General features: G+C 67.6%; 11 protein-coding genes. 5 read left to right on the plus strand and 6 right to left on the minus strand.

What is annotated here, in order from left to right:
• Nucleotides 1–540 precede the first annotated feature (540 nt).
• From AC5P7U_RS01935 to gap, 3 genes are all read right to left on the minus strand, one after another.
• The gene (locus tag AC5P7U_RS01935) at nt 541–1,917 is read right to left on the minus strand and encodes a DUF3999 domain-containing protein (protein WP_414555997.1); all 1,377 of its coding nucleotides are present in this window, start codon (nt 1,915–1,917) and stop codon (nt 541–543) included.
• A complete protein-coding gene (locus tag AC5P7U_RS01940; protein ID WP_414555995.1) occupies nt 1,914–4,583 on the minus strand; it encodes a DUF2339 domain-containing protein in 2,670 nt (889 codons plus the stop codon). Before AC5P7U_RS01940 ends, AC5P7U_RS01935 begins: the two co-directional genes overlap by 4 nt.
• Nucleotides 4,584–4,708: 125 nt before the next feature.
• Nucleotides 4,709–5,713, minus strand: coding sequence for a type I glyceraldehyde-3-phosphate dehydrogenase (gene gap, locus AC5P7U_RS01945; protein ID WP_006465708.1), 1,005 nt, complete (start codon nt 5,711–5,713; stop codon nt 4,709–4,711).
• A 192-nt stretch (nt 5,714–5,905) separates the two neighbouring features.
• Here gap and AC5P7U_RS01950 point away from each other — a divergent pair, with 192 nt between their 5' ends.
• The 3 genes from AC5P7U_RS01950 to AC5P7U_RS01960 all read left to right on the plus strand — a co-directional run bounded on the left by AC5P7U_RS01950 (nt 5,906) and on the right by AC5P7U_RS01960 (nt 8,402).
• On the plus strand, nt 5,906–6,535 hold the full coding sequence (locus AC5P7U_RS01950; protein WP_006465709.1) for an OmpW/AlkL family protein: 630 nt from the start codon (nt 5,906–5,908) through the stop codon (nt 6,533–6,535).
• A 236-nt stretch (nt 6,536–6,771) separates the two neighbouring features.
• Nucleotides 6,772–7,590 carry a S1/P1 nuclease gene (locus tag AC5P7U_RS01955; RefSeq protein WP_006465710.1) on the plus strand — a complete coding sequence of 273 codons (819 nt, stop codon included), beginning with the start codon at nt 6,772–6,774 and terminating at the stop codon, nt 7,588–7,590.
• Between the two features lie 11 nt (nt 7,591–7,601).
• Entirely contained in the window at nt 7,602–8,402 is an 801-nt protein-coding gene (locus tag AC5P7U_RS01960) for an MBL fold metallo-hydrolase (protein ID WP_197563873.1), read from the plus strand.
• 64 nt (nt 8,403–8,466) lie between these two features.
• On the opposite strand, the gene AC5P7U_RS01965 is transcribed toward AC5P7U_RS01960, so the two are convergent.
• From AC5P7U_RS01965 to AC5P7U_RS01975, 3 genes are read right to left on the minus strand one after another with little or no spacing between them, the layout of a single operon-like run.
• Nucleotides 8,467–9,027: a hypothetical protein gene (locus tag AC5P7U_RS01965; RefSeq protein ID WP_197563874.1), complete on the minus strand. Its 561-nt coding sequence runs from the start codon at nt 9,025–9,027 to the stop codon at nt 8,467–8,469.
• Nucleotides 9,024–10,265 carry a M56 family metallopeptidase gene (locus tag AC5P7U_RS01970; protein ID WP_006465754.1) on the minus strand — a complete coding sequence of 414 codons (1,242 nt, stop codon included), beginning with the start codon at nt 10,263–10,265 and terminating at the stop codon, nt 9,024–9,026. The genes AC5P7U_RS01965 and AC5P7U_RS01970 overlap by 4 nt, the downstream gene beginning before the upstream one ends.
• Nucleotides 10,258–10,623: a BlaI/MecI/CopY family transcriptional regulator gene (locus AC5P7U_RS01975; protein WP_006465755.1), complete on the minus strand. Its 366-nt coding sequence runs from the start codon at nt 10,621–10,623 to the stop codon at nt 10,258–10,260. Before AC5P7U_RS01975 ends, AC5P7U_RS01970 begins: the two co-directional genes overlap by 8 nt.
• A 119-nt stretch (nt 10,624–10,742) precedes the next feature.
• On the opposite strand from AC5P7U_RS01975, the gene AC5P7U_RS01980 reads away from it, so the two are divergent.
• Together AC5P7U_RS01980 and AC5P7U_RS01985 are read left to right on the plus strand one after the other, a co-directional pair.
• The gene (locus AC5P7U_RS01980; protein WP_006465757.1) at nt 10,743–11,300 is read left to right on the plus strand and encodes a flavin reductase family protein; all 558 of its coding nucleotides are present in this window, start codon (nt 10,743–10,745) and stop codon (nt 11,298–11,300) included.
• Between the two features lie 35 nt (nt 11,301–11,335).
• Nucleotides 11,336–13,288, plus strand: coding sequence for an acetyl-CoA hydrolase/transferase C-terminal domain-containing protein (locus tag AC5P7U_RS01985; protein WP_308309448.1), 1,953 nt, complete (start codon nt 11,336–11,338; stop codon nt 13,286–13,288).
• Nucleotides 13,289–13,327: the final 39 nt, after the last annotated feature.

The following is a 13,327-nucleotide window of genomic DNA, read 5'->3' on the forward strand; positions in this document are numbered from 1 at the left end:
CAACAGCAACAGCCAGAGCCAAAGCCAGAGCCAAAGCCAAAGCGCTGGCGCCTTGTGATGCTGTGGGTGGGCCGGGGCGGTGTGGGCTGGCAGGGGACGCCGTGAATCCATCCCTGGAGGCTTGGCAGCCGCATCCATGCGGCTGACACCCCTGCCAGCCCACACCGCCCCGGCCTCGACAGCTTCATGAGGTGACGCGGATGGCAAAGGCGGAAGCAAGAGCGGTTTCTGGTGTCGGGAAAGAAATGTAGAGCCGAGCATGGGCTCGGCTCTACAAGGAGCGCACAGCCAAGCTGCTTTTGCTTTTGCTTTTCTTTTTTCTCTTCCGTGGGTGGACGCACCCGGAAACTGTCAGAGGCCGGGCGGGTGGGCTGGGCAGGGGTATCCGCGCCATGGATGGCGCGGCTAAGCCTCCAGGGACGGATTCACGGCGTCCCCTGCCCAGCCCACCCGCCCGGCCAAGCGCAGCTTTGCAGTCGAGCAAGCTCGACTCTACCGACGCTACGGCCACCCACGAGGGGCTGCGCCGTTCGCCGGCAACTACGCTGAAGGCGTCGGCTTCTGCCGAAGCAGGCTGACCGCCAGCCCACCCACCACCAACACACCCAGCCCCAGCAACGCCCACAGCAACCACGACTTCCAATCGTGCTGCGGCTTCAGCGCCGCCTCGCCGGCCAGCGGCTCCGGGCTGCCCTCCAGCCGCGCCAGCGTCGGCTGCCATGACGGATCATTGCGCTGGCGCAGTTCCTCGATCAGCACACCGATCGGCGCCTCCATCCGGCGCGCGGTCGAACTGCCGACGGCCAGGGCATACGGCGCCGCGCCCTGGCTCAGGAACACCAGCACCTCCGGCTGGTAGCCCAGGCGCAGCGTAGGCGCGGTGGCCGTTTCGGCAGGATTCGCAACCAGCTTCCAGTAGCGGTCGCGATGCACGCCCCCCAGCGACTGGGCCGCCGACTGCTGGCGTTGGCCCTGCCCGCCCTGCTGCAGCTGGTAGGCGATCCACGGCGCACTGCGACGCTGCCACTCCGCGCTTTCATCATCGCGGCTGAACAACGTCCACTGCACCAGGCTGTTGTCGGCGCTGGCCACGTCCGCACGCGCGACCGGGAAGCGCCCATCCAGTTCGAAGGTGAACTCGCCCTTGCCCTTCGAAACCGGCTCCAGCGACAACCATTCCCACGGCAGGGTGGCCGGGGCAGGCGGCAGTTCGGCCAACACGCTGTGCAGGGTCGGCAGGCGTGCATCGCCCTGTGCGAGCACGCGCAGGTAGCGTGCCTCACCGTTCACCTGCAGGCGGCGCTGCAGCAGGCGCTTGCCGGCACGCTGCAGGTCCACCAGCGGAATGTCGCGCCCGACCGCACGCCAGTGCTGCAGATCATCGCTGGCATCCAGCTGCACCTGCGCCTGCAAGGGTTGGCCACTGTCGGCCCAGTCCAGTACCAGCGCCGCCACCGGCTGCTGCCCCAGCACGCTGGCGTCGATCAGCCAACCGCCCTGCCCGTTCGCCACCGCACCGCCCCCCACGCGCGCCTCGACCCGGCGTACGCGGCCATCGGTATCGCGTTCGGTCAGCAGCTGCAGATCGTTGCGCTGTGCTTCGGCCAACGGCGGCAGCGCGAACCACGGCAGCTCCCGCTGCACCGGCGGCTGTGCCAGCGGCTGATCCGGCGCCAGCAATGCCGAGGGCAACGATTGCCCCGCCGCATTGAACACCTGCAGATCGCCCAGGTCGGCAGCACCGGCCCGGCGATAGATCGCCGGTTCCAGAACCACCCTGTAGGCGCCGGACTGCGCACTGGACAGCGTCAGCGGCCACTGTTCTGCGTACTGGCTGCGGTAATCGGCAGCCTGCGCCACGACGGCGGCCAGCATGCCGAACATCACCGGCAGCAGCGCCCTGCTCCACTTCCTCATTGTTTTTCCTCCACGGGCGGCGCCGCGCTCGGCGGTGCCGGTGCCAGATAACCCACGACCGTGCACAGCAGGCCGTAGGCGATGAACGATGCGATGCCCAGCAGGTTGCCCAGGTGCTGGCGATCGACGATGACCAGCTTGGCCAGCACCACGCCCATCAGCACGGCGCCCACCATCCACAACACGCGCTGGCCGCGGCGCGAGCCCCAGACCCAGGCGATCACGCCGAGCACGCTCCACAGCACGGTCAGACTGGTCTGGGCCAGGCTGAAACGCATCATCGACGCGTTCCACGACAGGCCGCCCCACTGATGCACGCCATGCAGCACCACGCTGGTCAGCGCGACGAAGGTTGCCAGTGACAGCAGCGGCATGCGGATGTTCTGCACTGGCTGCGGTGCCTGATCGCTGTACAGCCAGCGCGCCAGCAGCAGCAGGCTCAGCCACTGCGCAAGCTCGGCCGGATTCAACACCGGCAGCCACAGCAGCGGGGCAGCGTCGCCCGGCAACAGCTGGCCCAGCAGCCAGCCGATCGAGAGCAGGCCGAACAGCACGCACTGCAACGGCGTGCGTACGCGGTCAAACGCTTCACCCAACGGCCAGCGCAGCATGTTCCAGCGCCACAGCGACAGCGCTGCCATCAGCAGCCACGGCAGCGTGAACAACAGCAGCGTCCAGCCCTGTGCCAGCCCGGCCTCGCCGCCGCCCCAAAGGGCCAGCAGCGAGAGCAGCGACGGCCACAGCAGCCACCACAGGAACTGCGCGATGCGTGCCACGGTGTTGCCGCCCTGGCGCAGGCACAGCAACGTGTGTACGCCCAGCGCCGCGAACAGCGCCCAGGCCAGCGCGCCATAGCCGGCGAACGGCTGGTGGTGGGCATCGCTCTGCAGCAGGGCCAGCGGGAAGCCCAGCGCCAGCATGGCCAGTGCCGTCACGCCCAGCGCACGGGCCGGCTGGCGGCGCTGTGCTTCGGCAGCCAACCATGCCGTGACCGCCACCAGCATCAGCAGCGCATCCCCTTCGGTGCGGTACGGGAAGAAGCGGGTGATCTCATGCACCAGGCCACCCAGCCACCACAACAGGCCCCACAGGTAGTAGACCAGCGCGATCTCGTGACCCGACCGGCGCTGGTAGCTCCAGGCCGACGCAAAGCCGGCCACGGCCAGCAGCAACGCGCCGATGGCGGTGGGATTGATCAGGAAGCGCAGGTCCTCGTGCCAATGATCGCCGCCGGCCACGAAGGCGAATGCAGCGCCGATCTGCAACAGCGCACCGGACACCTGCGGCAACCAACGCTTCTGGCGCAGCCCCAGCCATGCCAGCCCCGCACCTTCCAGCGCGAACACCGCGCCGGTGGCGCGCGCCGACAGCGCCAGCGGCACCGCCAGCGTGGCAAAGCCCACTGCCAGCACTGCATGCGACTGCGCCAGCACGGTGTACGACGCCCGCCTGATCAACCCCCACGCCAGCACCGCATAGATCGCGGCCAGGCCCAGCGCGCACAGCGCCAGCGTCATCGGCTGCCCGTGCAACATGCCCGCCTGCAGCGAGAATGCGACCAGCGGCGTGCCGAACACCAGGCTGCCATCGACCAGGTCACGCCGCCCGGCCGGCTGGCGACGCGCGTACAGCAGCGGGATCAGCAGGTAGAACGCGAAGAACAGCAGCAGGAACGGTTCGGTGCTGCTGAACTTGTCCGGCGCGTACTGCAGCACACCCCAGAACGTACCGATGCCGAACGTGAAGGCGAAGCCCAGCAGGTTCAGCGCGCGCCACGGACGGAACCAGGCAATGGCGAAGATGCCCGCGTTGAGTACCGCGTAGTAACTGAACAAGCCCACGTGGTTGCCACTGCCGGTGGACAGCCACAGCGGCGCCATGAAGCCGGCGAGAATGCCCAGCACCGCCAGCGTGCGCGAATTCTGTACCACCGCCAGCACGCACAGCCCGGCCACCAGCGCGATCGAGCTGGCGAAGGCGAAGCCCGGCGGAATCAGCTCGAAGCGCTTGAACGCCGCAAAGATGGTCAGCAGCAGCACGCCGATGGCGCCGCCCTGCAGGGCCAGCGCGAACATCCGCCGGCGCTCTCGCTGGTGCCAGCCGAACGCCAGCAGGCCCAGCGCACCGACGGTGACGCCGGCCAGGCGCAGCTCGATCGGCAACACCAGCCAACCCTGGTCGCTGACGTACTTCAGCAGTGCGGCGACACCGGCCAGCAGCACCAGCATGCCGATCTTGACCGGTACGTTGCCTTCGGTGAACCAGCGTTTGACCGCACCGATGCCGCGCTCGATGAAATTCGGCAGCGCCGGTTCTGGCGGCAACGGCGGCTGCACCGGCGCCGGCGGTACCGGCGGTGGTGCAGCAGGAGGGGGGACGGGCGCCTCGATGGGCGCTGCTTCGCGTACCGGTGGCTGCGGGGGAGGCGTAGCAGCGGCGGCGATCGGCCGCAGGAACGGTGGATCGGCACTGGCCGCGGGCGTGACCACCGGCCGTTCAGGCGCGGGCGTGGCGACGGCCGGCCTGGCAGCAGCAGGCGCGGCGGCCATCGCGCTTTCCAGCGCGGCGACACGACGGCGCAGGCCGGCAATCATCACCAGTGCCACCACCAGCAGCAGCGGGATGGCCAGCAGAACCAGTACGACCAGGGCTATCAGTGCTTCCATTGCCTGCTTCCATTGCGTTCCCGCGCCCCAGCGGCAGCGGTCGACCGCCCCATGCTACGACAGGGCTGGCCCCATAAACGACGAACCCCGGCCAGGCCGGGGTCCGTCTTTGATCTGCACCGGCCTTACTTGGCGGCGATGACCTTGGCCATTTCCAGGCACTTGTTCGAGTAGCCCCACTCGTTGTCGTACCAGGTCACCAGCTTGACGAAGGTGCCGTCCAGGGCGATGCCGGCATCGGCGTCGAACACCGAGGTGCAGGTTTCGCCGCGGAAATCGGTGGCCACCACCTTGTCTTCGGTGTAGCCCAGGATGCCCTTCAACGGGCCTTCGCTCTGTGCCTTCACTTCAGCGCAGATCTCGGCGTAGGTGGCTTCCTTTTCCAGCTCGACGGTCAGGTCGACCACCGACACGTCCGAGGTCGGCACGCGGAAGCTCATGCCGGTCAGCTTCTTGTTCAGTTCCGGAATGACCACGCCGACGGCCTTGGCCGCACCGGTGGACGACGGAATGATGTTTTCCAGGATGCCACGGCCGCCGCGCCAGTCCTTGTTGGACGGGCCATCGACGGTCTTCTGGGTGGCGGTGGCCGCATGCACGGTGGTCATCAGGCCGCGCTTGATGCCCCACTTGTCGTTGATGACCTTGGCCAGCGGGGCCAGGCAGTTGGTGGTGCACGAGGCGTTGGAGATGATCGCCTGGCCGGCGTAGGTCTTGTCGTTCACGCCGTACACGAACATCGGCGTGTCGTCCTTCGACGGGGCCGACATGATCACCTTCTTGGCGCCGGCATCGATGTGCTTCTGCGCGGTTTCCTTGGTCAGGAACAGGCCGGTGGCTTCCAGCACCACGTCGGCGCCGACTTCGTCCCACTTCAGGTTGGCCGGGTCGCGTTCCTGGGTCAGGCGGATCTTCTTGCCGTTGACCAGCAGGTCGTTGCCCTGCACCGACACCTCGGCCTTGAAGCGGCCGTGCACGGAGTCGTACTTGAGCATGTACGCCAGATAGTCCGGCTCCAGCAGATCGTTGATGGCCACGATTTCGATGTCGTCGCCGAAGTTCAGCACCGCCGAGCGCAGGACGTTGCGCCCGATGCGACCGAAACCGTTGATACCAACCTTGATTGCCATGTTCTCAAGCTCCTGCGGCCGCGACAGGTGCGGCGGGATGGATAGGGCCCACAAGTCTAGCAAACCGGGGCTGGCCACCGTGGGCCAGCGCCCCCGGCGGAGGGCCGGCGGACAGGATTTGATCCGGATCAAAGCGTTAGCGCGGCGTGAGGCCGACACTGGCCCCATCCACCCAGCAACGAGATCACCCCCATGCGCAAGACCTCCCCCCTGATCCTGGCCGGCCTGGCCGCCGCCCTGTCCCTCGCCGCCGCCCCGGCCATGGCCCAGTCCAAGGGCGACTGGACCGTTTCGGCCGGCGTGCACCAGGTGGCGCCGAAGTCGAACAACGGCTGGCTGGCCGGCGGCACGCTGAAGGTCGACGTCGACAACGACGTCAAGCCGACCATCACCGGTGAGTACTTCATCGCCGACAACCTGGGCATCGAAGTGCTGGCCGCGCTGCCGTTCAAGCACGACATCAACATCAACGGCCTCGGCCGCGTGGGCAGCACCAAGCAGCTGCCGCCGGTGGTGACCCTGCAGTACCACTTCAACAGCAAGGGCAAGGTGTCGCCGTTCATCGGTGCGGGCGTGAACTACACGACCTTCTTCAGCGAAGACACCACCGGCGCGCTGAAGGACAGCCGCCTGAAGCTGCAGGATTCGTGGGGCCTGGCCGCGCATGCGGGCGTGGACTTCGCGATCGGCGAGAAGGGTGCCCTGCGCGTGGACATGCGCTGGATCGACATCGACAGCAAGGTGAAGTTGAACGGCGAGAAGATCGGCACGGTCAACATCGACCCGCTGGTCTACGGCGCGTCCTACGTCTTCAAGTTCTAAGCGGTGTGTTGAGCGCGGGGGCTTCGCCCCCGCTCCCCCGCTACACGCAAAACCCTCGCAGCATGTTGCCCCGGTGATTGCCGGGGCTTTTTTTTGCTGGGACTGAGGCGGTTCCGGAGCTGGGGCAAGGCGGGGAGCGGAGCCGGGACACGCCGTAAACCCCTCCCGCTGTGCTCCCACTTCGGAACAGGAACGCGCCGCACTTCAATCCACCTACCCCCGGCTAGAATGTGCGCATGAAAGCTCTGCACTCCTTCTTCCTTGCCGCCGCCCTGGCGCCGGCCCTGCTGTCCGTCTCCGCCCCCGCCCATGCCTGGGGCGCCCAAGGCCACCGCCTTGTCGCCGAAGTCGCCGACGCCCGTCTCAGTCCCGCTGCCCGCGCCGAAGTGGATCGCCTGCTGGCCACCGAACCGGACGCCACCCTGGCCAGCATCGCGCCCTGGGCCGACCAGCTGCGCGCCAAGGACCCGGGCCTGGGCCGTCGCTCGGCCGGCTGGCACTACGTCAACATCGCCGAAGACAACTGCCACTACGAAGCTCCGAAGCACTGCAAGAACGGCAATTGCATCGTCGAGGCGCTGAAGGCACAGAGCGCCATCCTCGGCGACCGCAGCCTGACCGACGGCGAGCGCCTGCAGGCGCTGAAGTTCGTCGTGCACCTGGTCGGCGACATCCACCAGCCGATGCACGCCGGCTATGCCCACGACAAGGGCGGCAACGATTTCCAGCTGCAGTTCGGCAACCGTGGTACCAACCTGCACTCGCTGTGGGACAGCGGCATGCTCAACACCCGCAAGCTGGACGACGCCGGCTATCTGCCGCTGCTGCAGCACCAGCGCGCGCCGAAGCTGGCGCGCCAGTCCAACCCGCAGCGCGACCCGCAGACGTGGGCCGAAGCCAGCTGCCGCATCTCCATGCAAGCTGGCGTTTATCCGGCCTCGCGTAAGATCGGTGATGAATACACCGAGCGCTATCGGCCGCTGGCCGAAGCGCAGCTGCGACTGGCCGGTGAAAACCTGGCGCAGTTGCTGAACCGCGTGCTCGGCACGCGCTGAGGAGCATGCAAATGGCGGTCCAGGTGCAGTCGTTCTTCCACCGTGACAGCAACACCTTCAGCTACCTGGTCAGCGACCCGGCCAGCAGCGAGGCAGCGCTGATCGACCCGGTGCTGGACTACGACCCGGATACTGACGCCAGCAGCGAATCGCCGTTGCACGCCGCGTTGCAGGCCATCGAGCAACAGGGCCTGCAGCTGCGCTGGCTGCTGGAAACCCATGCCCACGCCGACCACGTGTCGGCCGGGCGCCGGCTCAAGCAGCACTTCCCGCAGGCCACGCTGGCCATCGGCGAAGGCATCCGCGCGGTGCAGGCCACTTTTGCACCGCGCTATGGCCTGCAGCTGCCGGCTGCCGATGAAATCTTCGACCACCTGTTCAGCGATGGCGAAACCTTTGCGCTTGGCGAACTGCGCGGCCAGGTGATCGCCGTGCCCGGCCACACCAGCGACAGCATCGCCTACCTGATCGGCGATGCGCTGTTCACCGGCGACTCGCTGTTCATGCCCGACGGCGGCACCGCCCGCTGCGACTTCCCGGGCGGTGATGCCGCGCAGCTGTACCGCTCGATCCAGCGCCTGCTGGCGCTGCCTGATGCCACACGGGTTTTCGTCTGCCACGACTACGGCCCGGGTGGCCGTGATTTCGCCAACGAAACCACCATCGGCGAACAGCGCGCGCACAACATCCATGTGCACGATTGCGTGGCCGAGGCGGAGTTCGTCAGCGTGCGCCAGGCCCGTGATGCCACGCTGGAAGAACCCAAGCTGATGCAGCCGGCAGTGAAGGCCAACATCCAGGGCGGGGCCTGATCGACGCTGCGGTGCTCGCCGGGCCTGGCCCGGCGCTACCGGTTTCCGTCAGGCGTCGCGCGCTTCATTTGCCCTGCGTGCGCACCACATGCTGGCCCTTCACGATCTCGAAGGTGAAGGCGTACTGCAGGGTGACCGCCACCGGCTCGACGCGCTCTGCGCCGCGGCAATCGCCGCGATCCGCCGGCACCTTGCCCGGTGCGAAATGGCAGACCGCTGCGGACGAGTACTTCCACATGGCCACCGCGTCCTGTGCCGCCTGCAACAGAGGCGCGTTCTCAGGTGCAGCACCGGCTGCGCACTCATGGCGATCGGTCAATGGAAGGCTACGCTCCACACCACCATCGGCGTCCACCACCACCTGCAGGCAGATGGTGGTGGGCGCCAGTTCCGCGCGCGGATCACGATCACCGACCTCCGGGTCCGGTGCTGCGTACAGCTGCGGCATCCGGTAGCCCTCGCTGGCGCCCAGCGAATACGCCTGCACCTGTCCGCCGTCGCCCGCCGCCTCCGGTCGCAGCCGCTGGTGGCCAACACTTTCATTGCGGGTATCAACCGTGGTCAGGTGTTGCTGGCTCGCGCATCCCACCAGCAATGCCGCCAGCAGCAGCGATGCAGACTTCACTGGGGGGCCTCGGTGTCGTCCATCGCAAAGGTGATCGGAATACGCACGGCAGCGGCCACCGGTTTGCCGTTCTTCATCGCAGGCCGGTATGTCCAGCTGCGCGCAGCCGCCACCGACACCGCATCGAACACGCCCGGATTGGTGGCGCTGAGCACGCGCACCTCGGTGGGCTGTCCCTGCGCATCCACCTCTACGCGCAGGTTCACCACGCCCACCTGGCGCTGTTCGAACGCAGACTTCGGATAGGACGGCGGCGGCATCTTGTCGACCTGGATGGGCCTGTCCAACCCGGCCCTGGTTGCGTCTTCCTGAGCGTGTTCAAACGGCTCGACCCCGATCCTCGGCGCTCCCGCCGTACCGCCCTGGCTGGCCCACGCCACCGCTCCCATCCCCAGGCACACCCCGACCACCAGCACCTGACCCGACACCCACGGCAATGCCTTCCGCTTGGACTGCTTCAACATGGCGATACGCTCCTTCAACACGGGTTGGCTGCGCCAATGGCAGACCGCGGGCGCAACCGGATGGACCAGCTGCGCCTTCAACAGCGTGCTGGCGTAGAGGCCGCGCAGCGCAGGCTGCGGGGCCATGGTGCGGGCATCGCAGGCCAGTTCCTGCTCGCGCAGGAAACGGCGTGCGGCCCAGGGCAACAGCGGGTGGAACCAGAACACCGTGCGCATCAGCAGCAGCGCACCGTTGGCCCAGTGGTCACCATTGCGACGGTGGCTGCGCTCGTGCTGCAGGATCAGGTCCTGCTCCTGTGCGCTGAACTGCCGGTCGAACGCCGGGCCGACCACGATGCGCGGCCGCCACAGGCCAACCAGCGCCGGCAGCCCGGGATCGCCGCTGGCCTGCCAGCTGCCATCGGCACGCGGCCGCAGCGGGCCCATGTGCCGCTCGAAGCGCCGCTGTGCACGCAGCTCGCGCAGCAGGCAGACGCCCATCCCCAGTGCCCAGGCCACCAGCAGCAGAGCGGCCCATGGCAGCGCATGACCGCTCGCGCCCTCGAGGGCGCCCGGCATCACCTTCAGCGGCAGCGTCGGCACCTGCTGCAGCAATGCAACCCGGGGCAGCGGCAACAGCAGCGCCACCATCAGCAGGGGCAGCAGCCACCAGCTGCGATAGGCCAACCCCGCGCCCCCCAACCGCACCAGCAAGGGCCGCAGCGTGGCCAGCACGACCACGCCCACCGCCAGCCACAGGCTGGCCTGCCACAGTCCGTCGAGCAGCTCAGTCATGGTCCAGCTCCTGGATCAGCTTCTTCAGTTCGGCGATGTCCTGCGCGCTCAGCTGGCCGCGTTCGCTGAAGTGCGCCACCAGCGGTGCCACGCGGCCTTCAAAGACGCGGCCGATGAAGTCCTGGCTCTGTGCCTCCACCCACGCCTGGCGCTGCAGCAGCGGCCGGTAAAAATAGCGCCGGCCATCGCGCTCGGCGGCGATCGCGCCCTTGGTCAGCAGGCGGTTGAGCAGGGTCTTGATGGTCGGCTCGGCCCAGTCGCGGTGGGCCAATGCGGCCACCACCTCGTCGGCACTACGCGGTGCCTGCTGCCACAGCACCTCCATCACAACAGCTTCGGCTTCGCTGATCGGGGTCATGGTTTACATCCGTAATCGACAAATTGATTACGCGCGTAATCGAACCTCATGTCAAGCCCCTCGACTCCAGGTTCATCCCGGCTGCGCCAGCATCGGTCCTTCCCGCACCAGGCCCCCGGATGAAAGCGCTGCCCAAGGAAGATTTCCCGGTCGAGCAGGCCCGCCGCTTCCTCGAACCCGGCCCGATCGTGCTGGTCAGCACCGCGTGGCGCGGCCAGCGCAACCTGATGACGATGGGCTGGCACATGGTGATGGGCTTCTCGCCTTCGCTGGTCGCCACCTACCTGTGGCACGAGAACCACAGCCACGCATTGGCGCGCGGCAGCGGCGAGTGCGTGATCAATGTTCCCGGCGTGGAGCTGCTCGATACGGTCGTGGACATCGGCAACTGCAGCGGCCGCGAGGTCGACAAGTTCGCCTGTTTCGGGCTCGATGCACAGCCCGCGCGCGAGGTCGGTGCGCCGCTGGTCGGGCAATGCCATTCGTGCTTCGAGTGCCGCCTTCATGACGACAGCCAGGTGGAATCAAGCAACCTGTTCATCTGGGAAATCGTGCGGGCCCATGTTGCACCACGCCCAAAGCTGCCGCGCACGGTGCATTACCGGGGCGATGGGCAGTTCATGGTGTCTGGCGCCGAAGTCTCGCGTCGACGGCGGTTCAAGCCCGACATGCTGTAATGCCGGCACTCCCCCCAGACGCAGGACCGCCGCGCATGACCGAACACCTCACCGACCTGGACGCCGCTGTCGACTGGTTGTTTGCGCGCGTGGACGGGCCGCTGCGGATCGGGGCGCCGCTGGCACTGGGCAAGCCGCACCGGCTGCTCAATGCCCTGTATGCACGCGTCGAGCAGGATCCGTCGCGGCCGCTGCAGCTGTATACCGCGCTGTCGCTGAACCCGCCGAAGGCGCGCGGCAACGGCCTGGAAGCGCGTTTCATGGCGCCGTTCGCGCAGCGTCACTTCGGCGATGATTTTCCGCGCCTGGCCTATGCCGATGCGATCGCCCGCGACGCGTTGCCGGCACATGTGCAGGTGGAAGAGTTCTACATGCAGTCCGGCGCCCTGCTCGGGTCGCGGCAGGCGCAATCCAGCTATACCAGCCTGAACTACACCCACGCCGCCGATGCGGTCGCCCAGCGCGCGCCGCAGGTGATCGTGCAGAAGGTGGCGATGCGCCCGGATGACCGCCGGCTCTCGCTGTCGTGCAACAACGACATCACCCAGGACACGCTGGATGCCATCGCCGCGCGCGGGCTGCCGCGCCCGCTGCTGGTCGCCGAGATCGATCCGCAGCTGCCCTACCTGGGCGGCTCGGCCACGGTCGATGTGTCGTTCTTCGATCTGGTGATCACCCCACCGCCGCCGTACCCGGCCCTGTTCGGCCTGCCGCGCCAGCCGGTTGCCGATGCCGACTACGCCATCGGCCTGTATGCCAGCACCCTGGTGCGCGATGGCGGCACGCTGCAGATCGGTATTGGTACGCTGGCCGATGCGCTCAGCCACGCACTGGTGCTGCGCCATACCGACAACGCACGCTACCGCCGCGTGCTGCACGCACTCGATCCACAGCTGGCCAGCCATCCACTGGTGCAGGAGATTGGTGGCCTGGATCCGTTCGAAGTAGGCCTGTACGGCTGCAGCGAAATGCTCAACGAAGGCTTCCGCCGGCTGGTGCAGACCGGCGTCATCAAGCGCAAGGTGCACGACGACCTCGCGCTGATGCAGCGCATCGAGAACGGCAGCACGCTGTCGATCGACCATGCCACGCTGGCTGCCGAGGGCGAGTACCTGCACGGCGCGTTCTACCTCGGCTCGCCGGAGTTCTACGAATGGCTGCGCACCCTGCCGGAAGACGAATGCCGCGCGATCGGCATGCGGCGCATCAGCGAGATCAACCAGCTGTACGGCGGCAACGAGACGCTGGAGCGCCTGCAGCGCCGCCATGCGCGCTTCTTCAACTCCTGCATGATGGCCACCGCGCTGGGCGCGGCGGTGTCGGATGCGCTGGACGATGGACGCGTGGTGTCCGGCGTGGGCGGCCAGTACAACTTCGTGGCGATGGCACATGCCCTGCCGGAAGCCCGCAGCGTGCTGATGTTCCGCGCCGCGCGCGACGACAAGGGCCAACGCGAATCCAACGTGCGCTGGAACTATGGCCACACCACCATCCCGCGCCACCTGCGCGACATCTACCTAAACGAGTACGGCATCGCCGATCTGCGCGGATTGACCGACGAGGACTGTGTGCAGGCGATGGCCGCGATCACCGAGGCACCGTTCCAGGCCGGCCTGCTGCAGCAGGCGCACGCCGCGCGCAAGCTGTTGAGGGCCACGCCGCCGGATCCCGAACGCCTGCAGCGCAACACGCCGCAGTCACTGGCCGCGGCACTGGCACCGTTCCGCGCCGATGGCAGCCTTCCGGACTATCCGCTGGGCAGCGACTTCAACGAGATCGAGCAGGTGCTGGTGAAGGCGCTGGGCTGGCTGAAGGCCAACACGCAGACCCGTGGCGACAAGCTGCGCACCGTCTGGGCAGCGCTGCGCCAACCGGCTGGTGATGGCGATGCGGTGTACCTGCAGCGCATGGGCCTGCAGGCACCGAAGGATTTCGCCGAGCGCCTGGACGCACGCCTGCTGCGCCTGGCGCTGGCACGCACCGCCTGAAAAAAGGGGACGGAGGGGATTAAGTCGTTTCTGCACAAA

Source organism: Stenotrophomonas sp. YJH_SMC_57, assembly GCF_059369755.1.

Coding starts and splice junctions, on each gene's coding strand:
- AC5P7U_RS01970 (WP_006465754.1), bottom strand. CDS start 10,265: ATGACTGAGCTGCTCGACGGACTGTGGCAGGCCAGCCTGTGGCTGGCG.
- AC5P7U_RS01940 (WP_414555995.1), bottom strand. CDS start 4,583: ATGGAAGCACTGATAGCCCTGGTCGTACTGGTTCTGCTGGCCATCCCG.
- gap (WP_006465708.1), bottom strand. CDS start 5,713: ATGGCAATCAAGGTTGGTATCAACGGTTTCGGTCGCATCGGGCGCAAC.
- AC5P7U_RS01985 (WP_308309448.1), top strand. CDS start 11,336: ATGACCGAACACCTCACCGACCTGGACGCCGCTGTCGACTGGTTGTTT.
- AC5P7U_RS01975 (WP_006465755.1), bottom strand. CDS start 10,623: ATGACCCCGATCAGCGAAGCCGAAGCTGTTGTGATGGAGGTGCTGTGG.
- AC5P7U_RS01955 (WP_006465710.1), top strand. CDS start 6,772: ATGAAAGCTCTGCACTCCTTCTTCCTTGCCGCCGCCCTGGCGCCGGCC.
- AC5P7U_RS01980 (WP_006465757.1), top strand. CDS start 10,743: ATGAAAGCGCTGCCCAAGGAAGATTTCCCGGTCGAGCAGGCCCGCCGC.
- AC5P7U_RS01960 (WP_197563873.1), top strand. CDS start 7,602: ATGGCGGTCCAGGTGCAGTCGTTCTTCCACCGTGACAGCAACACCTTC.
- AC5P7U_RS01935 (WP_414555997.1), bottom strand. CDS start 1,917: ATGAGGAAGTGGAGCAGGGCGCTGCTGCCGGTGATGTTCGGCATGCTG.
- AC5P7U_RS01950 (WP_006465709.1), top strand. CDS start 5,906: ATGCGCAAGACCTCCCCCCTGATCCTGGCCGGCCTGGCCGCCGCCCTG.